Source organism: Roseibium sp. LAB1 (genome assembly GCF_054658235.1).
The window spans coordinates 2,055,961-2,079,036 of record NZ_BAAGIB010000001.1; the positions used below are offsets into that span (position 1 = coordinate 2,055,961).

Below are 23,076 nucleotides of genomic sequence, written 5' to 3' on the forward strand. Positions count from 1 at the left end.
TTTGAGCGGTTTCCGCAGCCAGGAGGTAATGATGTCGGCAGGGCCTGTTTCCAGTTCAAATATGTTTGCCCCGTTCCTGGACAGGCTGGCGGACGCCGCCAGTGGCGCGATCATGCCGCATTTCCGCCAGGGCTTTGAAATCGACAACAAGTGGGAAGCCGGATTCGACCCGGTCACTGTCGCCGACAGAAACGGCGAAACGGCGATGCGCGCGCTGATCAACGAAACCTATCCGGACCACGGAATCCTTGGCGAGGAACACGGTCCGGAAAATCTCGATGCGGAACATGTGTGGGTACTGGACCCGATCGACGGCACGCGTGCCTTCATCACCGGCCTGCCCACCTGGGGCACGCTGATCGGCCTCAGAACCAACGGCGTGCCGAGCCTTGGCATGATGGTCCAGCCCTATATCGGCGAGCGTTTCGGCGGTGACGGCAAGACGGCCTGGTACACTGGCCCCCTGAGCGGCAGAGCGCTGAAGACACGGTCCTGCTCGCGTCTGGAAGATGCCACTATTTTCACCACCACCCCTGCTCTTTTCAAGGATGGCGAACGTCAGGCCTTTGACCGGATCGAAGCTGCCGTGCAGCTGTCCCGCTATGGCACCGACTGCTACGCCTATTGCATGGTGGCAGCCGGTCACGGTGATGCGGTGATTGAATCCGGTCTGCAAGCCTATGATATCGTTGCACTTGTTCCGATCATCGAGGGCGCTGGCGGGGTCGTCACGACCTGGACCGGGGGCTCGCCGGCCGACGGCGGTCAGATCGTCGCATCGGGTGATCCCTGGCTGCACGAACTCCTTTTGCGGGACCTTGCAAAGGCGGCTTGACCAGCCGCTCGGCTTCACCAGACCCCGGATCAGGTCCGGGCGCGTTCCAGCGCCTGCTCGGCTTCCAGGCCCGGCACGAAAGCGTCGAACGCCGCCCAGAACTGATCCCGGAAGGCATCGCGTTCCATCATCAGTTCGTGTTCGGCGCCAGCGATTTCCACATAGGCGGTGGCCTTGGCCCGCGCGACGAAGTCCTCGATCATGGGCGTGGAGACGATCCGGTCGTTCCCAGCCGCCAGCACCAGGCAGGGCAATTTGATGTTCGGCCCGGCATCGCGCCGGCGCAGCATCATCATGGCACGGCCCGTCGTTCCCAGCCAGCCGAGGGTCGGCGATCCGATTCCGAGTTCAGGAGCCTGGTCCAATACCTTGTTGAACCGCTCGAACCGGGCCTTGTCCGACGTCTGCCGGTTAGTCTCGAAGGGCACGGAAACCTCAGCGTTTCCACCGGGCACAAACAGCCTGCCAAGACCGAACATCGACAACAGCCGGGCGACCGGAATGGCAACCTTTTCGATCAGGCCGGACGTCTTCGGGGCCGTTGCCTTCAAACCCGGACGACCGAAGAGACCGAGAGTGAGCTTGCGCAGAACCCAGCGGTAGCCGGACACAAGGCCCGGTGACCAGGTTCCTGATGGCAGCCCCAGCAGCGGCGCCGTCAGGACTGCGCGGTCCAGCATGGTTCTCAGCCGCTCGGTGTCGGACAGGACCACGAGGGCGCCGGTGGAATGAGCCAGCGCAAAATGCGGTCCGGGATAGGTTGCCAGCGAGACTTCCTTGAGCACCGTGCGCAGGTCCAGCTTGTACTTGCCGAAATTGGACACGTGGCCGCGTCTCGGGTTGCGGGTCAGCCGTTGTGAGCCACCCTGCCCGCGCCAGTCGAAGGCAATGACGGCGAACCCGCGCTTGCGCAGATCCTCGATCACCTCGAAGTATTTTTCGATGAATTCCGCCCGCCCCTGCAGCAGGGTCACCGTGCCCTTGCGCCGCACACCGGCGGCGGGCCAATGCGCATACCGGATCTTCTTGCCGTCCGGCGTCGTGACAAACCCGGATCGCGCCCCGTCAGGCACCGGATTGTCGGGATGGTCGATCAAGGTCATGCGCTGCGAATCACTCGGGTTCGTTGAGGGGTATTGGTTCAAATAGATAACGGTTTTTCGTCAAGAACTCGTCACGTTGCAGACTTTGCCGACAGTGTCCGGCACACCGTGCACCGTCAAGTGATACCCGGGCCAGACGCCCGCCTCAACAAGCTTCAGGCCGGCTCCCTGGGAAGCCGGCCGTGAAAATGTCAGAAACCTTGCGATGGCTGCTTAGTACCAGCGGCGCTGCCAGTGACCACGATGGCCGATCGGATGGCTGCGGACGATATTGGCGTTGCGGGAATCGACCACCAGCCGAACCGGCATACCACGCCAGCCTTTTGCCCGCACGATGTACATCGGACCACGGCGGTCGAGGATCTTGATGTGGTCAAAACCGCGGTGACGCAGGCTGCGGCGGATCTGGCGCGGACCCATTTCGAAGTGCCGGCCACCATGACGGCCATTCCAGTTGCCGCGGCCATTGCCCCGGCGATGATCAACCTTGACCACCAGTTCGGCTTTTGCCGGTTCGATCTGGGTTTTGCCGGCCAGCGGCGCAGCGGATGCGGTGGTGATGAAACCGGCGGACACCAACAGAATGGCACCGGCGATCGGGGCGGACAATTTCGAAACATTGGCAAACATCTTCAAATCTCCTGTCTGTTCCGCCAGCGCCGTGCTGACGTTGGATTGAAGATGCACCGGGCCACTTGAACGCAACCGGAAGGCATCGTTCATGTGGCGTTCATGTTTCCGCGCTCCCCGCTGCTGCCTGCCCTCTTGAAAAGAAAATCCGAGATACCAAATCTCTTCATGCAAGCGCCAACACGGGTTTGCACCGCAGCCTGTCCCGCCAATCCGGGGGACGAAGGACTGCTCAACATCAGTGAAGTATCAGTTGCTCAAGAGAGGACAGACACATGCGTCACTTCGACTTTTCTCCGCTTTACCGCTCCACCGTCGGTTTCGACCGGCTTTTCTCGATGCTCGATGCCGCCGGCAACGAAGCCCCGAGCTATCCGCCCTATAACATCGAGCGCACCGGCGAAAACGCCTATCGCATCACGATGGCCGTGGCCGGATTTTCCGACGATGAACTGAGCGTCGAAGCCAAGGAGCACACGCTTACCATCAAGGGTGAAAAAGCTGAAGAAGATGCCAGCCGGGAAATTCTTTACCGTGGCATTGCCTCGCGCACCTTTGAACGCCGCTTCCAGATCGCCGAACATGTTCGCGTGGAAGGGGCAAGCCTCGAAAACGGCTTGCTGCACGTCGATCTTGTCCGGGAAATTCCGGAAGCAATGAAGCCGCGCAAGATTGAAATCACCAGCGGCGAAACCAAGCAGATTGAAACCACGGCTCACTAACCGCCTGGATCAACTGCGGCAATCGCATCATCGAGGCGCCTGGGAAACCAGGCGCCTTTTTTGGTGCTTGTCTGCGCGGCAGATCGCAGGGGGAGAACGGTCCTCAGACCGTCCCGGCAAGTACCTTCAGGAACGAATTGACGTCTTCGTCTGTCGTCGCAAAGCTGGTGACCAGGCGCAGGCAGACTTCGTCAGACGCAGGAGCGTGATCCTGCGCCAGACCGTTTGCAGGCCATTCGTAGAGCTTGGCCCCGGCTGCCTGCAGGGCTTCCATCTGGCTGCGCTTCAGGATCGGGAAAAGCTCGTTGGCCTCGACCGCCCAGGCTGTCCGCCCGCCGGCTTCCCGGATACCTTCGGCAAGGCGGGTGGCCATACCGTTGGCGTGGCTTGCGGTTGCCAGCCAGGTATCGTCTTCGAAATAGCCCTCGAACTGGGCAGCCACGAACCGGCTCTTGGAGAACAGATGACCGCCGCGTTTGCGGAAATATTCGAAGGACCTTGCCGCTTCCAGATCGAAGAACACCACGGCTTCGGCACACCAGCAGCCGTTCTTGGTCGCGCCGAAGGAAAGCACGTCGACGCCCGCTTTCCAGGTCATGTCGGCAGCCGAGCAGCCGAGTGTCACAAGCGCATTGGCAAACCGCGCGCCATCCATGTGAAGCGGCACTGAACGCGACCGGCAGACGTCCTTGATGGCGCTGATTTCGTCCAGCGTATAGACCGTGCCGCATTCGGTTGCCTGACTGATGGAAACGGACGCAACCTGGCCATGATGGACTACGCCGTCCGGCACCTGCGCCATCTTTGCGCGCAGGGTATCGGCAGAAAACCGGCCGTTTGCACCTTCCACGCTCAACAGCTTGTTGCCGCCGGTCATGAATTCGGGACAGTTGCACTCATCGACCTGAATATGCGCACCGGAATGGCAGAAGATCGCCCCACCCGGCTTCGCACAGGCGGCCAGCGCCAGCGAATTCGCCGCCGAACCGGTCGCCACGAAAAAGACGGCAACTTCCCGTTCGAAGATCTCGTTGAAGGTGGCTGAGACGGCGTCGGTCAAAGGGTCGGTGCCGTAGGCAGGCGAGAACCCTTCATTATGGCGGGCCAGCGCCGACATCACCGCCGGAACTGCACCCGCCCAATTGTCACTAGCAAAATTCATGTGCCGGTTTAATCACTTGGCTTCAAAACCGGCAACCGATTTTTCAGTAGTACATCTCGCGCTTGCGATAGGACCGGCCGAGCAGCCAGTCGAGCGAGACGACGCCCGGGCCCTTGAGCAGCGGCACCAGCAGCAGGAAGATCCACAGCAACCGGTCGTCGGCGATAATCGCGTAAGGCTCACCGTCGAACAGGGCTCCGATCGTCTTGGCATCGGCCCCATGGCCGTAGACATCCACATAGGTCATCACGCAGATGAAGACGATCATCCCCAGGCTGGCGAAGCGGGTGAAGAGACCGACAACCACCATGACCGGCAGGACAAATTCACCCCAGGTACCCAGAAGCACCATGAGACCATAGGGGAAGAACGCGATCTGGCTGGTGTCGTAGCTGACCTGCTCCATCATCTTGGGGAGCATCTGCGCATAGGCCCCCGCCGTCGGCGTGAAGATGTTCATGATGCTGCCGCCGATTTTGGTCATCGCCGAGTTCAGAAAGAACTGCAGCAGAATCGCGGCAAAAATGAACCGTGCGGCAAGCCCGATGAACCAACCATCAGTCAGCCGTTCCAGGGCTCCGAACACCATCGTGTAGAGCCTGACAAAAAATCCGATCAGCACACCCATCTAATCCCCCATGATCAAGCGGCATCCATATGCCGTGTGATTGTTATTCGTCCCAAAGCAGGCCTGAAAAGGCACCTGCGACAAGACAGTCCGAGAGGCAATCGGACAAGGAAAAAGCCTCGTCGTCGCCCTGTGCCCGGCCTGCGGCTTCTGCAAGCGTATGCCCTTGCAGGAGATCCTTCGCGAAAACGGCACCACCTGGACGCAACAGATAGACATTCACTTCCATGTCGGGCCGGGTGATCATCACGGCCTGCGGCTCGGCAAGATCCACAGCCTCGGCCCCATCGGGATCGAACCTGTTGGTTCGTGCAAGCGCCCACACAGGCCAACCGGATGTCACGACATGCGCTGCCGGATGCGGTGCGAAGCGCACATTGCCCAGACGCTGCGGATCAACATCCCCCAGCGCGGCCGGGTCGAGAGGCGCGGCGTCCGCTGCATGGTAGGCTTGCAGCCAGGCCCATTCCAGCCGGGCAACGTCGCCAAGGTAAGGATAAGCCTCGAGCGGCGGAAACGCGTTCAGAAAGTCTGCGAATTCGGCACCGTACCAGATCAGGACCGGTGATACCGGCGGATGGTCCATCACGAAGGCCTGGGCAAGGGCCTTGAAATACTCTTCGCCAAGCAGCGTCTTCACTGCGGGAAAGGTTTCGCCCAAAGCCTCGGTCAGGCTGACGATGACATTGTTACGGTAGACGTTGAACCGCTTCGGTGCCGTCTGTCCGTCAGGACCGGTCAGACCAACGGGCGTGTCCAATTGCGGGTCGAGCAGCGCGCGTCCGAACGTTGAGGCATCGACCTGCGGAAGTGTCAAAGGTCCGCGCATGTCAGACCGCGTGCTTTCGTCTGGCCCCTTCGGGCTGCGCCAGGATCCGGTCGGCGGCTTCTGCCTCGGCCAGCAGAATTGGCCAGGCCGGAACATTGTTGTCCCATTCGATCAGGGTCGGCAGCGGACCATGTACCCGAATGACTTCTTCGAAGAGCTGCCAGACCGCCGTATCGACCTCCCGGTCGTGGGCATCGATCAGCAGCGGCCGGCCGGCATCGTCCCGGTCCGGCGCATGGCCACCCAGATGAATTTCACCAACGGCCGCCATCGGAAAAGCGGCCAGATAGTCCGAGGCTGATCTTTCGTGGTTCGTGCAGGACACATGAACATTGTTGATGTCGAGCAACAGGCCACAACCGGTCCGCCGTGCGATTTCTCTCAGGAAATCCAGTTCGCTCATCGTGCTCTGTGCGAAAGCCACATAGGTCGACGGATTTTCCAGAAGCATCCGCCGTCCGACGGTCTCCTGCACTTCGTCGATATGGTCGCACACTCGGTTGAGGGTCGCCCCGTCGTAAGGCACCGGCAACAGGTCATTGTAATAGGTGGTGTCATGGGTCGACCAGGCGAGATGCTCTGAAAACAGTCCCGGCTCGTATCGTTTGTTCAGATCCGACAAACGCTGCAGGTGATCCTTGTCCAGCGGTTGCTCACCGCCGATCGACAGTCCTACCCCATGCAGGGACAAGGCATACCGTTCTCGGATTGCTTCCAGCTGCCGGTGCGGCGGACCGCCGGCACCCATGTAGTTTTCGGCATGAACCTCGAAAAACCCGATATCGGGGGAACTTTCCAGAATTGCCGCAACATGTTCCGCCTTCAGACCAGCCCCCGCACGCGCCGGAACAGCGCCGTCGGCACGGATTGTCGGCTCTGATCGGGTGTCGGAAACCATGGTGTCCTCCGGTGGGAAAAAATGTTGTCAGGCAGGCCCATTGGCTGAGGACATCTTCAAACGCGACCTGTTGAAGGACCATGGCTGATGCCTTTAAGGGACCTGGTGCCGAACCCGCACTGTAAACAAGTGCGGGTCAACCTGTTGCCTGCCTGAGCAAATTGCCGCAGTAGCGGCCGATAATAGCCGATCAGGCTTCCGGCAGATCGCGCTCAAGCTCGGTCAGGGACCCGTGGCGACCACCAGGCACATCCATCGTCACGCAAGTGCCCTTCGGAACCAGGGTCCAGGCGTTGCCTTGATAATCGATGGTCGACGTACCGGCGCAGGTCGTACCCGGACCGGCCTTGCAGTCGTTTTGTCCCTTCAGGGACACGCCGTAGCATTTTTCCTTGGCCTGGGCATGAGCCGGAACAGTTGACGACAGACCCGCAACCGCGGTTGCCACCGCACCGGCAACGATTGCTGCAGACATGGCCTTGTGCTTCATCTCGATCTCCTCTGGTCGTTGCAAATTCAATGCGTACCGGCGTTCTCGCAGGGCCGCCAGGCACCCTCGTTAGATGACCCTATTGAAGATAAATAGGAAATCAAACGCATGTGACTGTTTTGCGAGCATAACTGCACAAAGTTTAACAAACGCAAGATTCTTACTTATTTCCTGCCGGTTTTGACCTTTCCGGACGATTGGCACTTTTTGCGCGAAACAATTATAATGCAGCGACGCAGAAACACTCTTGCTCACGACGGCGAAATCTGTCATGTTCGCGCCGCTTGGAATAGGACAGGTATGCTGTCCCAATTATCGCCATGCCAAAAACGGCCCGGACAGGGCGCAGGACAAAAAGGCAGAGGCGATAGTCAGGCTGACCACTGGGCGGATCCGGGGAGGATCCGTATGGAAGCGAGACGGAACGTTTCGGCAGCGGAGGACCGCTGCGTCAATGCGGCGGTTTGCTTTGATAAACGGCCGTGGTTAATACAACAACAGAGCCGGGGCAGGAAAGCCAGGGTTCGCCGGACCGCATTCTTGATGGAATGCGACCCGAACGGAACCGGACGCTCCCAGCCACGGCGGCACTGGGGTTAACAGTGAGGGCGCACATGACGAAGATAGAGCTGACGACCAGCACAGCCATGCAAGCGGGGAGCGCGGACATGAAGACCACCGCAACCACCACACTTGCGGAACGACTGAGCACGGCCGCCGACAAAGGGCTCTATAATCCGTCGCGCGAACACGACGCCTGTGGTGTCGGCTTTGTCGCCCATATGAAAGGTGAGAAGTCTCACAAGATTGTCGCAGACGGTCTGCAGGTTCTGGAGAACCTCACGCACCGCGGCGCGGTTGGTGCCGATCCGCTGATGGGCGATGGCGCCGGCATGCTGGTGCAGATCCCGCATGCGTTCTTTGCCGAGGAACTGGCAAACGCCGGGACCCAGCTTCCCGAACCCGGTGAATACGGCGTCGGCTTCATATTCATGCCGCAGGACGATGAATTGCGCGCCAAGTGCGAAGCGATCATCGAGCGCGTCATCGAGGACGAGGGCAAGGAGCTGATCGGCTGGCGCGACGTACCGGTCGACAACTCATCGCTGTCCAAATCTCCGGACATCGCCGCCACCGAACCGGTGTCCCGTCAGGTCTTCATCCGCAAGACCGGCGGCGAGGATGATGCATTCGAACGCCGCCTTTATGTGCTGCGCAAGGTTATCTCGAACCGTGTGCGCGCGGAAACCGACGCGGTTTCGAAGGGCTTTTATATCGTTTCAATGTCCAGCCGGACGATCGTCTACAAAGGCATGTTCCTGGCCTATCAGCTTGGCGCCTATTATGCCGACCTGAAAGACGAGCGCTTCTCCTCCGCCCTGGCGCTTGTGCACCAGCGCTTCTCCACCAACACGTTCCCGTCGTGGGATCTGTCGCATCCCTACCGGATGGTTGCCCATAACGGCGAGATCAACACGCTGCGCGGCAACGTCAACTGGATGGCGGCGCGTCAGGCGTCGGTATCTTCGACGCTTCTCGGCGACGATATCTCCAAGCTCTGGCCGATCTCCTATGAAGGCCAGTCCGACACAGCCTGTTTCGACAACGCACTCGAATTCCTGGTCATGGGCGGCTACTCCCTGGCCCATGCAGCCATGATGCTGATCCCGGAAGCCTGGGCCGGCAACCCGCTGATGGACGACAACCGTCGCGCCTTCTACGAGTACCACGCGGCCCTGATGGAGCCGTGGGACGGCCCGGCAGCCGTTGCCTTCACTGATGGCCGCCAGATCGGCGCGACGCTGGACCGGAACGGCCTGCGTCCGGCCCGCTATATCGTGACCGACGACGATTTTGTCATCATGTCGTCCGAGGTTGGCGTGCTGCCGGTCGAGGAAGAGCGTATCGTCCAGAAATGGCGTTTGCAGCCGGGCAAGATGCTGTTGATCGACATGGACGAAGGCCGGATCGTTTCCGACGACGAGATCAAGCGTCAGCTTTCCACGGCCAACCCGTACAAGGACTGGCTGCACCGGTCCCAGATCGTTCTGGAAGATCTTCCGGGCGTGCGCCAGCGCGCGCCAGTTGCCGGTGAAAGCCTGCTCGACCGTCAGCAGGCCTTCGGCTACACGGAAGAAGACATCAAGCTCCTGATGACCCCGATGGCGACCGTTGGCCAGGAAGCCATTGGCTCCATGGGCACGGACACGCCGATCTCGGCCCTCTCCGACAAGTCGAAGCTGCTTTATACATACTTCAAGCAGAACTTCGCCCAGGTCACCAACCCGCCGATCGACCCGATCCGCGAAGAACTGGTGATGAGCCTGGTCTCCTTCATCGGCCCGCGTCCGAACATCTTCGATCTCGAGGGCATGTCGACCTCCAAGCGACTGGAAGTCCGTCAGCCGATCCTCACCAATGAGGATCTGGAGAAGATCCGCGCCATCGGTGACATCGCCGACAACCAGTTCTCCGCCAAGACGCTGGACATCACCTACAATTCCGAAAAAGGCGCCGTCGGCATGGAAGGCGCGCTGGACGAACTGTGCGAGCGCGCCGAGAAAGCGGTTCTGGACGGATACAACATCATCATCCTGTCCGACCGCCTGATCAGCCGGTCGCGCATCGCGATCCCTGCCCTTCTGGCAACCGCCGCCGTGCATCATCACCTCATCCGCAAGGGTCTCAGAACCTCTGTCGGCCTGGTGGTGGAAACCGGTGAAGCCCGCGAAGTGCACCATTTCTGCGTTCTGGCCGGCTACGGCGCGGAAGCGATCAACCCCTATCTGGCGTTCGAAACGCTGCTTTCCATGCACATGGAAATGGACTTCCCCGAGGAAGTCGATCAGGACGAAGTCGTCTACCGCTACATCAAGTCCATCGACAAGGGCATCCTGAAGGTCATGTCCAAGATGGGCATCTCGACCTACCAGTCCTATTGCGGCGCTCAGATTTTCGACGCTGTCGGCCTCGGTTCGGAGTTCGTGAAGAAATACTTCTTCGGCACGGCAACCATGATCGAAGGCATCGGACTTCCCGAAGTCGCCAATGAAACCGTCTTGCGCCACGAGCAGGCCTTCGGCGATGTCGCCATCCTGCGCCGCTCCCTGGAAGTCGGCGGCGAATACGCCTACCGGACCCGGGGTGAAAGCCACATGTGGACGCCGGATTCCGTCGCGCTGCTGCAGCATGCGGTGCGCGCGAAGCTGCCCGAGACCTACCGTGCGTTCGCCAAGGAAGTGAACGAAAAGAGCGGACGCTATGCGATCCGCGGCCTGTTCCGGATCAAGTCCGCGGACGAAATCGACCGCACGCCGATCAAGCTCGACCAGGTGGAACCGGCCGAAGCCATCGTCAAGCGCTTCGTAACCGGCGCCATGTCCTTCGGCTCCATTTCGCGCGAAGCCCACACGACCCTGGCCATTGCCATGAACCAGATCGGCGGCAAGTCGAACACCGGTGAAGGCGGCGAAGAGCCCGAACGTTTCAACCCGCTGCCGGACGGTTCGTCGAACCCGCAGCGTTCTGCCATCAAGCAGGTTGCTTCCGGCCGCTTCGGCGTGACCACGGAATACCTTGTCAACTCCGACATGATCCAGATCAAGGTCGCCCAGGGTGCCAAGCCCGGCGAAGGCGGCCAGTTGCCGGGTCACAAGGTGGATGCGGTCATCGCGAAAGTTCGTCACTCGACACCGGGCGTCGGCCTGATTTCGCCTCCTCCGCACCATGACATCTATTCCATCGAGGATCTGGCGCAGCTCATCTACGACCTGAAGAACGTCAATCCGGAAGCCGATATCTCGGTCAAGCTGGTGTCCGAAGTCGGCGTCGGCACGGTTGCGGCGGGCGTTGCCAAGGCACGTGCCGACCACATCACGATTTCCGGTTACGACGGCGGCACTGGCGCTTCGCCGCTGACCTCAATCAAGCATGCAGGCTCTCCGTGGGAAATCGGCCTTGCCGAGACCCAGCAGACCCTGGTGCTGAACGGGCTGCGCTCGCGCATCGCCCTTCAGGTCGACGGCGGTATCCGCACCGGTCGGGACGTCATCATCGGCGCTCTTCTTGGCGCTGACGAATTCGGCTTCTCCACTGCTCCGCTGATCGCCGCCGGCTGTCTGATGATGCGCAAATGCCATCTCAACACCTGCCCTGTCGGCATCGCCACCCAGGATCCGGTCCTGCGCAAGCGCTTCAAGGGCACGCCGGAACACGTCATCAACTACTTCTTCTTCGTCGCCGAGGAAGTTCGTGAGCTGATGGCCAATCTCGGCTTCAAGACGCTGGAAGACATGATCGGACGGTCCGACTTCCTCGACAAGGAAGCCGCCATCGATCACTGGAAAGCAAAGGGCCTCGATTTCTCCCGTATTTTCTTCCAGCCGGAAGCAAAGCCGGAAGAAACCCGCTGGACTGCACGTCAGGATCACCCGATCCACGACATTCTGGACCGGCGCCTGATTGCAGCCGCCAAGCCGGCCCTCGACAACAAGGAACCCACGATCGTCGACGAGACGATCTGTTCCGTCGACCGTTCGGTTGGGGCCATGCTCTCCGGCGAAATCGCCAAGCGTTACGGCAACAAGGGCCTGAAGCTACCTGACACGCTCAAGATCAATCTGAAGGGCACTGCCGGCCAGGCATTCGGTGCTTTCGTCGCCCGCGGTGTCACTATCGATCTTGTCGGCGACGCCAACGACTATGTCGGCAAGGGTCTTGCCGGTGGCAAGCTGATTGTCCGTCCGCCGGAAAACACCCGCATCGTGCCGGAAAACTCCATCATCGTCGGCAACACGGTGCTTTACGGCGCCACCGAGGGTGAGTGCTACTTCCGCGGTGTTGCCGGGGAACGTTTCGCGGTTCGCAACTCCGGCGCTATCGCCGTGGTCGAAGGCGTGGGCGACCACGGCTGCGAATACATGACCGGCGGCGTCGTCGTCGTGATCGGCCAGACCGGGCGTAACTTCGCGGCAGGCATGTCCGGCGGTATCGCCTACGTGCTCGATGAAGACGGCACCTTCGGCTCCCGCTGCAATCTGGCCATGGTCGAACTGGAACCGGTGACCGAGGAAGACGATCTCCTGGAGAAGCTGCACCACCATGGCGGCGATATCGAGCACAAGGGCCGTGTCGACCTTTCCTGCGACATGACCCGTCATGACGATGAGCGCCTGCGCCAGATGCTGACGAAGCATCTGGAACTGACCGGCTCGACAAAGGCCAAGGCAATCCTTGATGACTGGACCCAGTACCGGCCCAAATTCGTCAAGGTCATGCCGGTCGAATACCGCCGGGCCCTGCGCGAGATGGAAGAGCAGCGCCTTGGCATGGTCGCCGCCGAATAATCCGGCCAAACGCACGAACTGGCTCTCGGCCGCATGAAGCGGCCGATTGCAGCCACCCTGGACAGACGCACTAAGTTTTGAGGAGGTCGCCTTGGGCAAGGTAACCGGTTTTATGGAAATCGATCGGCAGGAACAGAAGTATCAGCCTGCCTCTGACCGTATTCGCCATTTCCGCGAGTTCACCATTCCGCTGAACGACCAGGACGTCACCAATCAGGCGGCACGCTGCATGGATTGCGGCATTCCGTTCTGCCACGGCCCGACCGGTTGCCCGGTCAACAACCAGATTCCCGACTGGAACGATCTGGTCTACCAGGGCGACTGGGACTATGCGCTCAAGAACCTGCATTCCACCAACAACTTCCCGGAGTTCACGGGCCGTATCTGCCCGGCCCCGTGCGAGGAAGCCTGCACGCTGAACCTGGAAGACATCCCGGTCAACATCAAGAGCGTTGAACAGGCCATTGCCGACAAGGGCTGGGAAGAAGGCTGGATCGTACCGGAACTGTCCGCCACGAAGACCGGCAAGGCAGTCGCCATCATCGGCTCCGGCCCCGCAGGCATGGCGGCTGCCCAGCAGCTTGCCCGCGCCGGCCACACCGTCCACGTCTATGAACGCGAGCCGAAGGCCGGTGGTCTGCTGCGCTACGGCATTCCCGACTTCAAGATGGAAAAGCACTACATCGACCGCCGCGTGAAACAGATGGAAGCCGAAGGCGTCACCTTCCATTACGGCGTCAATGTCGGTGTCACCGTCGCTCTGGAAGAACTGGCCGAGCGTCACGACGCGGTTATCCTGTGCGCCGGCGCCGAACGGCCGCGTGACCCGGGTGTTTCCGGCATGGAACTGGAAGGTTGCCATTGGGCAATGCCTTACCTGGTCCAGCAGAACCGCCGCGTCGGCGGTGAGCCGGAAGGCGACGAGGCACCGATCTGGGCCGGCGGCAAGCATGTCGTGGTCATTGGTGGTGGCGACACCGCCTCCGACTGTGTCGGCACCGCGTTCCGCCAGGGAGCCCTCTCGGTAACTCAGCTCGACATTCGTCCGATCCCGCCGCTGAAGGAAGACAAACTGGCCATCTGGCCTTACTGGCCGACCAAGTTCCGCACGTCGTCGTCCCAGGCCGAAGGCGCAGAGCGTGAATTTTCCGCAGCGACCCTGGCCCTTGTTGGCGAAGACGGCAAGGTTACCGGTGTCAAATGCGCCCGCGTTGATGAAAAGCGTCGCCCGATCGAAGGCACTGAGTTCATTCTGCGGGCCGATCTTGTGCTCGCCGCCATCGGCTTCTCCGGCCCCTTGCTGGAGACCTACATCTCCGAAGCCGGCGAAAAGCTGGAGCTGGATGGTCGCACCAACGTGAAGGCCAATACTGACGACTACAAGACCAGCATGGACAAGGTCTTTGCCGCAGGCGACGTCCGCAAGGGCCAGTCTCTGGTCGTCTGGGCCATCCGCGAAGGCCGCCAGGCAGCACGTTCCGTCGATGAATTCCTGACCGGTTCGACCGACCTGCCGCGCTAAGCACTTTGCAATTGAACTGAAAAACCCCACGGGCGTCTGCTCGTGGGGTTTTGTTTTGGCTCGCATCCCTGCAAGGATCAGGGCAGGCCCGGACGCACCGTGACGGAGACGCGGCCACCCGCCTCTTGACCGGAGACAGTACCCAGCCGTTCGCTCAGTGTGACACCTGGCGGTGCAATCACCTCCTCGACAGCCGTCACGGGCGCGGACAGTTCGGCTACAGGCATGCGCGGATCATCCACACGTCCCTGCATCGGCGGCAAGGGCTCTCCCTTGGCGAAGAAGCGGTAGGTTCTGCTGGCCGGGTTGATCTCTTCCTCGTCTTCACCGCCCAGAAGCAGAGCCTCCGGTGAGGTGGTGCGGCCGGTCAGCACGATGAAATTCGGATCATCCTCAACGCCTTCGAAGGCAAGCCCGCCATAGCCGCCGAGAAGGCGTGACAATTCCCGTTCCACAAAGAATGCGACCTTGCGATAACCTGCCCAGGTGAAATCGATCTTGTTGTTGGTGCGCAGACGGGTGTTCTTGCCGTCGACATCCGGTCCGTAGGAGGAAAAGCTGCCGTCCTCGGCCAGGAAGATGTCCCAGATGTCGACATAACGGACCCGCCGGTCTTCCGATGCACTTTGAAAAATCGAGTTGAGCTGGGTGAAATCGGCATTCACCAGTTCATCGCCGGTGGGCGGCAGACCGGCCCACACAAGCGGCTTCTTTTCCTGGCGTACTACACGCACCAGCGCATCGACCTTCCTGCGATAGCTGTCCAGCCATTCCGCGGTCATGAATTCGACTGGCGGTTCGCCGGCGAACGCCTTGCCGAGATCCTGCCGTCCGATCATTACGACCACGGCCTGCACGTCCGCTCCTCGGATCCTGGAAACCACCTGGGTTGCCCAGTCGGGCGAGCCCTCACCCACGAAGCCTTCCTTGTCCTCGGTAATGGCTTCGACGCGGATCTGTGGTTTCTGGGCGAGCGTGTATTTCAGCCCGTCGGCGACGCCGCGTGCCATGCGGTCCCCAATGACGAGGATCAGCCCGGCGTTCGGATCCTTTTCAAGAACGTCAAATTTGGGTGGAGCTCCCGCCGGCCGCGATACCCGGGGCTTCTGCTGTGTCTTTTGCGGTTTCTTGGCGCGTTTCTCGCCACCGCCGCCAAACAGCCGCTGAAGGGGAGCAAACGGATTGAAGCCCCGGAACGGTCCGTTCTGCGCAACGACAATGTCACCGCGCGAGGCGTCCTGTGCGGCGGCGACTCCGGTTGAGCAGACAACCAGCGCAAGAGCAAGCGCGACGGCAAACCGGACCGAGGCGGCACGCGTCCCCTTGCCTTCGTGTTGCCGGATCTGAAACCTCACGCTGTGCTCCCGCTGCGGATGATGTCCGCCCAGTTTAACCGTCCAGCTTCAGCCGTGCCAGCAAAACAACGGATGCATAACCGTCTGGAACCATACCACGGGACTTCTGATAGGCCCGTATCCCCTTGCGGGTCGCGGGCCCAACCTGGCCGTCCGCTGTTCCGACAGAAAATCCGCGCTGGTTCAGAAGTGCTTGCAATTCTGCAGTTTCCGAGCGGTTGAGCGGTAGATGCTCACGCGACCAGTCGCCTTCGATCGGCCCGCCGCCGATGATCCGGTCGGCAAGGTGCCCAACGGCAAGCGCATAAGCGGTCGCGTTGTTGTAGCGCTTGATCACGTAGAAGTTCTTCAGCATCAGGAAGGCGGGACCGCTTGCGCCGGCCGGCAGAACCAGGATGGCATTGTCTGAGGGACGCGGAAAATCCTTGCCGTTCGACCGGCGGATTCCGTATCTGGACCACTCGCCAAGCGTCAGCGTCTTGTCGCCGTCGGCCAAGTGATAGTCAAACCCGCGTGGCAGGGCCACTTCGTATCCCCAGGTCTTGCCTGTCTGCCATCCGTGCTTTTGAAGATAGGCTGCGGTGGAGGCGAGCGCATCGGGAATGGACGTCCAGATGTCCCTGCGGCCGTCGCCGTCATAGTCGGCCGCATAGGCCTTCCAGCTCGACGGCATGAATTGCGTATGCCCCATCGCACCGGCCCAGGAACCTTCCATGTCCTGGAAACGCACGTGACCTGCCTGGACGATCCCCAGCGCGGTCACGAGTTCCTTTTCCCAGAAGCTCTTCCGGCGCGGCGCCGCATAGGCCAGCGTCGCCAGGGCCTGGATAACGTTGTGGCGCCCCATGAAACCGCCGTAGTTGGTTTCCATGCCCCAGATTGCCAAAACGGCTTCACGGTCGACGCCATAGCGGTTTTCGATGGCCGCCAGAACCTGACTGTAGTCCTTCAGCATCTCGCGGCCTTTTTCGACCCGCGTGTCTGAAACGGCACTATCGAGGTATTCCCAGATCGGCTTCACGAACTCGGACTGCTTGCTCATCAGCCGCAAGGTGTCTTCGTCCGGCTCCATGCCGGTGAAGACCGCGTTATAGGTCTGGGATGAAATGCCGGCCGCCTTGGCCGTTGGCCAGAAACCGGAGACGAACCGGCTGAAACCCTGGTCGGCCTGCGCGGGTACGGCAATGGCCAGCAGAGCGCCTGTGGCAGCGGCGATTACAAGCAACTGGCAGCCAATGGTCCTCAGTCTTCCAGAAAAGGGCAGATTAGTTTTTACATTCGCAGTCAGCTGCGCAAGGTTCCGCATCAGGGCCTCCTTGATGCCCAGGTCCGTAGTTTCTGCCCCCGCCCCATGAATGGTGTTGATTTGGTTACCGTGACGTTAATGCCGGAATCTAAAGCCCGCTTCAATAGCGTTTTCGGAGTAGTCGTTCCCCTGCTGGGAACTGTCGAACCGGCGGTGAGTGTAATCCGCTGTCACTGCGATATTCTTGGTGACGGCGAAGGTGAGGCCGCCGAACCCGGTCAGAGTACGTTCCTCGATCGAAACACCTTCATAGGTACGGTAACTGTAACCCACACCGGTTTCGCCGACCAGCCGGTCACTGAAGGCATGGGCGAGGCGCAGGTCACCGGAATAGATGATCGAACCGCTTGCGCCGTCGATATCGGTTGCCGAGAAGGTGGTTCCAAGACCCGCGGTGACAGTTGTCAGTCTGCTTGGTGACCAGACCAGAGAGGCATCGGCAATCAGGCCTGACAGGTTTTCAAGCCGGTCGTCCTCGATGTCTTCGATCCGCCACCCCGCGCCAAGCTCTCCGGTAAGTTTCGGTCCGGACGCAATGGTGACACCACCCATGACCTGATAACCATTGGCGTTGCGCTTCTCGCACAGGGCATCGCTGCAGGTGTCGTCATAGCGCCGCAAGAGCAGCGCGCCTTCGACAAATGGTGAAAACACACTACCGGTATTTCCATCCAGTCGCAGACTGGCCGAATAGAGCGTGTTGTTGCGTCCGGTTTCCGAACCATTTTCCGACGTATAGAAATTCCGGTCGACGCCAAGCGAAGCCGTCGCCGCAACGATGCCGATCGCGCGCGTTCCGCTGAGGCTTCCCGACAGTTCGTGATCGTAGTCGGTGCCGGACGAGGATTCCGCGCTTCCGTCGTCTTCCTGGCTGAGCGAATAGGTCAATCTGGTGATGACCTGTGTCGCTTCGCTGATATCGAGCCGCAGGTTTGCAGCGGCAAAGACGTTGGCTTCGTTGTCGTCAGTGTCTCCGGGATAACCGGTGTAGGATCCCCGCAGCGACGTATCCAGCTGGTGCCTCGACCAGTTCGAGGTCAGGGAAATGTCAGGTGAAATCCGGTAGAACTTGCCGGACGTACCGTCTGCTGCCTGGGATCTGTTGTCGGTCCAGCCCGTCGACAGGGTGAGCTGAGGCGTCAGGGTGAAGGAACCGAGCCTGATCCCCTGCGCTGCGTCAAAAGTCGTGTCGCCACCGAACACGCTGTCATCGATGCCACTGTTCGAAAGAGGAACGGCCCTGTCGACCGCAGCAATCCTGTCCGCGAACGGTCTGACCGGCGAGGTTCTGCCATTGGTGCCAAGGCCGCTCGATCCGGTTTCCGCCGTAGCGGAATTCAACGTCGACCGCAGGGAAAAGACATCGGCCTGGGTCGGATTGCGGTCTGCCGCCTGGGCGGCCTGATCGGAAGGATCTGCTGATTCTTGCGCCCCGCCCGGTTCGTCCGATCCACGCAAATCGTCAAGCGTCGTCTGTGCGCCCGCGGAAACGGCCTGCAAAACGGCTAGAAGAGTGATCAGAGGCAGAAAGCTGCGCATGAAGTCCGGAACCAGTCGACGTGGTATGTCCGGTCCAAACTGCAGAAGGATGGTTAATCCTTCGTTTCTTTTTCGCAAATTGGAAGGTTACACAAAGTTACATAAAGTCACCCGATCTAATGCATTTAATAGATCATGGGTTCTTGATCCCCGTCTGTGACTGGCATAGAGCTAGGCAATCCTAAATAAAAAAGAATAATGTTCATGACCACCGTTCTGCGTGACCCGGTTTCCAAAGAAAATGCCGACATGACGTCCCTGTGCCTCGTCTCCGCAGAGCGGACCCTTGAAACGGAAATTGCCGGCCTCAGTGCCGTCCGGGCAGCGCTGAAGAACGGACTTGCGATACCGTTCCAGAAGACCTTTGACCTCATCCAGAAAAGCAAGGGCCGGGTGGTCATTACCGGTATCGGCAAGAGCGGTCATATCGGCACCAAGATTGCCGCAAGTCTCGCCTCCACGGGAACACCGTCTTTCTTCGTGCATGCCAGTGAAGCCAGTCATGGCGACCTGGGCATGATCACAGAGGGAGATGTCGTGATAGCCCTGTCATGGTCAGGCGAAACCCAGGAACTTGCAGGGATCGTCAGCTACACCCGCCGCTTCAAGGTGCCGCTTGTCGCGATCACGTCGCGCAAGGACAGCACGCTCGGCCGCGCCGCGGATATCGTCATGAACCTGCCGGCGGTGACCGAAGCCTGCCCGCATGGTCTGGCTCCGACAACGTCCGCGCTGATCCAGCTGGCCGTCGGCGATGCCCTCGCTGTTGCCCTTCTTGAAGGACGTGGCTTCACCGCGCAGGATTTCCGTGTATTCCATCCGGGTGGCCGCCTGGGCGCCAGCCTGAAAACGGCCAAAGACATCATGCACACCGGCGAACGCATGCCGCTGGTGTCCGCGAACACCTCGATGAGCGAAGGCATCGTCCTGATGACCCAGCGCGGGTTCGGTGTTCTGGGTGTCGTCGACGAACTGAAGCAGCTGATCGGCATCATCACCGATGGTGACTTGCGCCGCCACGTTTCTTCAAATCTCCTGGCGAAATCCGCCGGAGAAATCATGACACGCGCTCCGAAGACGGTTACGCCGGACACGCTGTCGGCATCGATCCTGGAACTGGCCAACAGCTTGTCGATCACCTCAGTGTTCGTGATCGAGGACGGCCGACCGGTCGGCATCGTCCACCTGCACGATCTTCTCCGCATCGGGGCTGCCTGACCGGCGGCAGATCCGGGCAAACAAGCCTCGTCAACTCGAAAAAGTTTCTTTTCCGGCCTGCCAACGGCATGCCATTAGGATTTGATTAGCCATAAGCCACTTACACTGCCTCAAAGTTTCATCGGCTTGACGCCGCAGACCTTGGTGTGTGTACAGAATGGATCTGGCGACATTAATCGGCATTGTGGGTGCCTTCGGCATCGTTACGACCGCTATTTTCCTCGGTGGCAGTTTCGGCCAGTTCATCGATGTGCCGTCTATGCTGATCGTGATCGGGGGCGGTCTGGCCGCCACACTCATCCGGTTTCAAATCTCCGATATTCTCGCCGCTTTCGTCACGGGCTTCAAAGTTGCCCTGGCGGGCAAGAGCGCCAGCCCGCGCGATCTTATTACCGAAATCAGCAACCTGGGTGAAATCGTCCGTAAGTCCGGTCCCCTCGGTCTGGAAAACGTCGACGTATCCGATCCGGTCCTGGCCAAGGGTGTGCAGTACATCGCCGACGGCTACGAGCTGGATTTCATCAAGGAATCGATGGAGCGCGAGCGCGACCTGCAGCTTTCCCGACTGGCGGAAGGCAAGCGCGTTTTCAAGGCCCTTGGCGATTCCGCACCGGCGTTCGGCATGATCGGGACGCTTGTCGGTCTGGTGCAGATGCTTGCCAATATGGACGATCCGGCCGCAATCGGTCCCTCCATGGCTGTCGCCCTCCTGACGACGCTATACGGCGCGCTGATCTCCAACATCCTCTGTCTGCCGCTGGTGGACAAGCTGGATGCGAAGTTCGACGTCGACGACCTGAACCAGACGCTGATTATCGACGGCGTCTGCCAGATCCGCGAATCCAAGAGCCCGGCCCTGATCAAGGAAATGCTGATTGCATATCTGCCGGACAAGCTGCGCGGTGACCTGGCGGATGCGGCCTAGAACGGCCTGTATGCGTTCTGATGAACCAGGCAGAATGCTCGCGAACCCTAATAGCGATCGGCGAATGTTCAATCGGGTTCAAGTGAACAACGGCTGACCCAAGACTGACAAAAGAGCGGCGACAGCGCGATGGCAAAGAAAAAGAAACCTCAAGGTGGCGGCGGAGCACCCGACTGGCTGGTGACCTTTGCCGATCTGATGTCCCTGCTCGTGTGTTTCTTCGTTCTGATCATTTCCTTTTCCATTCAGGACAAGGAAAAGCTTCAGGTTGTCGCCGGGTCCATGCGCGAAGCCTTCGGCGTGAAAGATACCTCCCGCAAGACCGGCATCATCGAGGTCGAGGGCATTCCGATCCGCGACTACATGAAGGATATCAGCCAGGTCGAACAGGAAATGGATTCCGATTTCTCCCAGGTACGCCATGAACAACGGCGCAAACAGGGGCCGGAAGCCAATACGCATGATACCCTGGAAGCCGACATCGAAAGGCCACGGCAATTCGCGACGGCGGCTGCCTCATTGCGTCAGGCCTGGCAGGAAATGCCGGAGATCACCGAAATTTCCAGCAACATCATTCTGGAGGAATCCGAAGAAGGCCTGAACATCATGCTGGTCGACCAGGATGGACGTTCAATGTTCCGGGAAGGCTCCAAATATCCTTACGAAACCACCCGCCGTCTGATCGCCAAGATGGCGCCGGTTCTGTCGCAGATGCCCAATCGCATCGAGATCACCGGCCACACGACTGCGGGTCGCCAGTCCATCGATCCGAGCTATACCGGTTGGGAGCTCTCCAGCGAACGCGCCAACATCGCCCGGCAGATCCTGTCCGAATACGGTGTGCCGGACAACCAGTTCTACTCTGTTGTCGGCAAGGCCGACACGGAACCGCTGTTCCCGAACGACCCCTATCTTGCGGCAAACCGCAGGATCGGCATTCTGCTCAAGGCTGAAGAACCGCCGCTGCCCGCAGGGCACAAACTTTAGCACCACGACACAGGCAACACCGTCTCGGAAAGAACGCGCCCACCAGGTAGCAAGTGTGATCTAGCTGACCCTGGAGACAACCAGCCGTGCGCCGTCGATTGCGTCGACACGCACCTTGGTACCGGCAGGCAAATCCGGGCCGGTAATACGCCAGATCGTGTCGTCGATGGACAGGTTTCCCGCACCTTCGCTAAGCGGTGCAGCAAGGGTGAATTCACGGCCCACGTAACGGCTGCCACGCTGGTTTAAACCCGGATCGCCCTTTTCCGATGCAAGCTTCTGCATCAGCCGGCGTCCGATCAGCAGGCTGACGAGTGACAGCACGAGGAACAGCCCAACATCCACCTGCCAGGCGAAGTTGAACATCAGAGCTACGACGCCGACGACCAGTGCCGACAGGCCGAACCACAGGAAGATCGTGCCGGGCGCGAGTATTTCCAGCCCCAGCAGCAAGAGCCCCAGAACGAACCAGCTCCAGGGCCCGAGGGCCGCGATCGTGCTTTCAATCAGGCTCAACGGTTGTCGCCTCCCTCATCACTGCTCGTATTGGGAATGCGTGCGGACGACCGCTTGGAAGATCCGTCTTCACCGAACGCTTCCTTGGCAATGGCGCCGATACCGCTCAAGGCGCCCAGTAGCGAGGTCGCTTCCATCGGGAGAATGAGCGTCTTCTGATTGCGGGAAGTGGCCAGTTCCTTGAAGGCTTCAACGTATTTGTTGGCGACGAAGTAATTGATTGCCTGAACGTCGCCGGCCGCGATCGCGGCGCTCACCAGTTCCGTTGCCTTGGCTTCGGCTTCCGCCTCGCGTTCGCGTGCTTCCGCATCCCGGAAAGCGGATTCGCGGCGGCCTTCAGCTTCCAGGATCAGCGACTGCTTCTGACCTTCCGCTTTCAGGATTTCCGACTGACGTTTGCCTTCGGCTTCTAGGATGTAGGCACGCTTCTCGCGCTCCGCCTTCATCTGCCGGGCCATGGCATCCACCAGATCCCGCGGCGGATTGATGTCCTTGATTTCGATACGGGTGATCTTGATGCCCCAGGGCTCTGCCGCTGCATCGACGACGCGCAGGATCTGGGCGTTGATTTCGTCGCGGTTGGACAGAAGGTTGTCGAGATCCATCGACCCCATGACCGAGCGGATGTTGGTCATGGTCAGGTTGAGAATGGCGTTCTGAAGGCCAAGCACTTCGTAGGCAGCACGGGCAGCATCGAGCACCTGGTAGAAGGTGACCCCGTCCGCGCTCACCGTCGCATTGTCGCGGGTGATCACTTCCTGCGTCGGAACGTCCAGCACCTGCTCCATCATGTTGAGCTTGTGGCCGATCCTGTCGATGAACGGGATGATGAAGTTCAGACCCGGCGTCAGCGTCTTGCGGTACTTGCCAAATCGTTCGACCGTATAATTGTAGCCCTGCGGCACCGTCTTGACGCCGGCGAAAAAGACCAGAATGACCAGCACGACAAGGCCGATCAGGAAAATGTCAAATCCCGCGATAGGCATACACGTCTCCCGTGATATTTTTAAATTAGCACTGTCACTATGCGCCGAATACCAGAGTGTTTCCAGCGTATTCGCGACGT

19 protein-coding genes are annotated in these 23,076 nt (G+C 60.1%); 7 read left to right on the top strand and 12 right to left on the bottom strand.

Annotation, left to right across the window (positions count from 1 at the left end):
• Nucleotides 1-28: 28 nt before the first annotated feature.
• Nucleotides 29-835 carry a histidinol-phosphatase gene (gene hisN / locus ACYQ54_RS09640; RefSeq protein ID WP_460081454.1) on the top strand — a complete coding sequence of 269 codons (807 nt, stop codon included), beginning with the start codon at nucleotides 29-31 and terminating at the stop codon, nucleotides 833-835.
• Nucleotides 836-864: 29 nt separating this feature from the next.
• Here hisN and ACYQ54_RS09645 read toward each other — a convergent pair whose 3' ends face one another.
• Complete coding sequence (locus ACYQ54_RS09645) at nucleotides 865-1,938, bottom strand: alpha/beta fold hydrolase (RefSeq protein WP_460081456.1); 1,074 nt, start codon at nucleotides 1,936-1,938, stop codon at nucleotides 865-867.
• 213 nt (nucleotides 1,939-2,151) lie between these two features.
• Nucleotides 2,152-2,661, bottom strand: a complete 510-nt coding sequence (locus tag ACYQ54_RS09650; protein WP_460081457.1) for a hypothetical protein — start codon at nucleotides 2,659-2,661, stop codon at nucleotides 2,152-2,154.
• Between the two features lie 182 nt (nucleotides 2,662-2,843).
• Between ACYQ54_RS09650 and ACYQ54_RS09655 the strand changes: the two genes are divergently transcribed.
• Nucleotides 2,844-3,290, top strand: a complete 447-nt coding sequence (locus ACYQ54_RS09655) for an Hsp20 family protein (protein WP_055661173.1) — start codon at nucleotides 2,844-2,846, stop codon at nucleotides 3,288-3,290.
• Between the two features lie 103 nt (nucleotides 3,291-3,393).
• On the opposite strand, the gene ACYQ54_RS09660 is transcribed toward ACYQ54_RS09655, so the two are convergent.
• The 5 genes from ACYQ54_RS09660 to ACYQ54_RS09680 all read right to left on the bottom strand — a co-directional run bounded on the left by ACYQ54_RS09660 (nucleotide 3,394) and on the right by ACYQ54_RS09680 (nucleotide 7,297).
• Complete coding sequence (locus ACYQ54_RS09660) at nucleotides 3,394-4,452, bottom strand: threonine aldolase family protein (protein WP_460081459.1); 1,059 nt, start codon at nucleotides 4,450-4,452, stop codon at nucleotides 3,394-3,396.
• Nucleotides 4,453-4,495: 43 nt separating this feature from the next.
• Entirely contained in the window at nucleotides 4,496-5,080 is a 585-nt protein-coding gene (locus tag ACYQ54_RS09665) for a DoxX family protein (RefSeq protein WP_460081460.1), read from the bottom strand.
• A gap of 43 nt (nucleotides 5,081-5,123) precedes the next feature.
• Nucleotides 5,124-5,909 carry an HvfC/BufC N-terminal domain-containing protein gene (locus ACYQ54_RS09670; RefSeq protein ID WP_460081462.1) on the bottom strand — a complete coding sequence of 262 codons (786 nt, stop codon included), beginning with the start codon at nucleotides 5,907-5,909 and terminating at the stop codon, nucleotides 5,124-5,126.
• A gap of 1 nt (nucleotide 5,910) precedes the next feature.
• Nucleotides 5,911-6,807: an MNIO family bufferin maturase gene (gene bufB / locus ACYQ54_RS09675; RefSeq protein ID WP_460081465.1), complete on the bottom strand. Its 897-nt coding sequence runs from the start codon at nucleotides 6,805-6,807 to the stop codon at nucleotides 5,911-5,913.
• A gap of 190 nt (nucleotides 6,808-6,997) precedes the next feature.
• Nucleotides 6,998-7,297, bottom strand: a complete 300-nt coding sequence (locus ACYQ54_RS09680; protein WP_460081466.1) for a BufA1 family periplasmic bufferin-type metallophore — start codon at nucleotides 7,295-7,297, stop codon at nucleotides 6,998-7,000.
• A 614-nt stretch (nucleotides 7,298-7,911) separates the two neighbouring features.
• Between ACYQ54_RS09680 and gltB the strand changes: the two genes are divergently transcribed.
• Entirely contained in the window at nucleotides 7,912-12,642 is a 4,731-nt protein-coding gene (gene gltB, locus ACYQ54_RS09685) for a glutamate synthase large subunit (RefSeq protein WP_460081468.1), read from the top strand.
• A gap of 91 nt (nucleotides 12,643-12,733) precedes the next feature.
• Nucleotides 12,734-14,164 (top strand): glutamate synthase subunit beta, encoded by a 1,431-nt coding sequence (locus tag ACYQ54_RS09690; protein ID WP_460081469.1) that lies wholly within the window; start codon nucleotides 12,734-12,736, stop codon nucleotides 14,162-14,164.
• Nucleotides 14,165-14,241: 77 nt separating this feature from the next.
• On the opposite strand, the gene ACYQ54_RS09695 is transcribed toward ACYQ54_RS09690, so the two are convergent.
• The 3 genes from ACYQ54_RS09695 to ACYQ54_RS09705 form a co-directional block, all read right to left on the bottom strand.
• On the bottom strand, nucleotides 14,242-15,519 hold the full coding sequence (locus tag ACYQ54_RS09695) for an SGNH/GDSL hydrolase family protein (RefSeq protein ID WP_460081470.1): 1,278 nt from the start codon (nucleotides 15,517-15,519) through the stop codon (nucleotides 14,242-14,244).
• A gap of 34 nt (nucleotides 15,520-15,553) precedes the next feature.
• Nucleotides 15,554-16,825 (bottom strand): lytic murein transglycosylase, encoded by a 1,272-nt coding sequence (locus tag ACYQ54_RS09700; RefSeq protein WP_460081472.1) that lies wholly within the window; start codon nucleotides 16,823-16,825, stop codon nucleotides 15,554-15,556.
• A gap of 75 nt (nucleotides 16,826-16,900) precedes the next feature.
• The gene (locus ACYQ54_RS09705) at nucleotides 16,901-18,364 is read right to left on the bottom strand and encodes an outer membrane beta-barrel protein (protein WP_460081473.1); all 1,464 of its coding nucleotides are present in this window, start codon (nucleotides 18,362-18,364) and stop codon (nucleotides 16,901-16,903) included.
• A 204-nt stretch (nucleotides 18,365-18,568) separates the two neighbouring features.
• Between ACYQ54_RS09705 and ACYQ54_RS09710 the strand changes: the two genes are divergently transcribed.
• The 3 genes from ACYQ54_RS09710 to ACYQ54_RS09720 all read left to right on the top strand — a co-directional run bounded on the left by ACYQ54_RS09710 (nucleotide 18,569) and on the right by ACYQ54_RS09720 (nucleotide 21,494).
• Nucleotides 18,569-19,582, top strand: a complete 1,014-nt coding sequence (locus tag ACYQ54_RS09710; RefSeq protein WP_460081476.1) for a KpsF/GutQ family sugar-phosphate isomerase — start codon at nucleotides 18,569-18,571, stop codon at nucleotides 19,580-19,582.
• 157 nt (nucleotides 19,583-19,739) lie between these two features.
• Complete coding sequence (locus tag ACYQ54_RS09715; RefSeq protein WP_460081478.1) at nucleotides 19,740-20,507, top strand: motility protein A; 768 nt, start codon at nucleotides 19,740-19,742, stop codon at nucleotides 20,505-20,507.
• Nucleotides 20,508-20,636: 129 nt separating this feature from the next.
• Nucleotides 20,637-21,494, top strand: a complete 858-nt coding sequence (locus ACYQ54_RS09720; protein ID WP_460081479.1) for a flagellar motor protein MotB — start codon at nucleotides 20,637-20,639, stop codon at nucleotides 21,492-21,494.
• A 60-nt stretch (nucleotides 21,495-21,554) separates the two neighbouring features.
• Here the strand turns inward: ACYQ54_RS09720 and ACYQ54_RS09725 are convergent, their stop codons facing one another.
• Together ACYQ54_RS09725 and ACYQ54_RS09730 are read right to left on the bottom strand one after the other, a co-directional pair.
• Nucleotides 21,555-22,010, bottom strand: a complete 456-nt coding sequence (locus ACYQ54_RS09725; protein WP_460081480.1) for an NfeD family protein — start codon at nucleotides 22,008-22,010, stop codon at nucleotides 21,555-21,557.
• Nucleotides 22,007-22,990 carry an SPFH domain-containing protein gene (locus tag ACYQ54_RS09730; RefSeq protein ID WP_460081722.1) on the bottom strand — a complete coding sequence of 328 codons (984 nt, stop codon included), beginning with the start codon at nucleotides 22,988-22,990 and terminating at the stop codon, nucleotides 22,007-22,009. The genes ACYQ54_RS09725 and ACYQ54_RS09730 overlap by 4 nt, the downstream gene beginning before the upstream one ends.
• Between the last annotated feature and the right edge of the window lie 86 nt (nucleotides 22,991-23,076).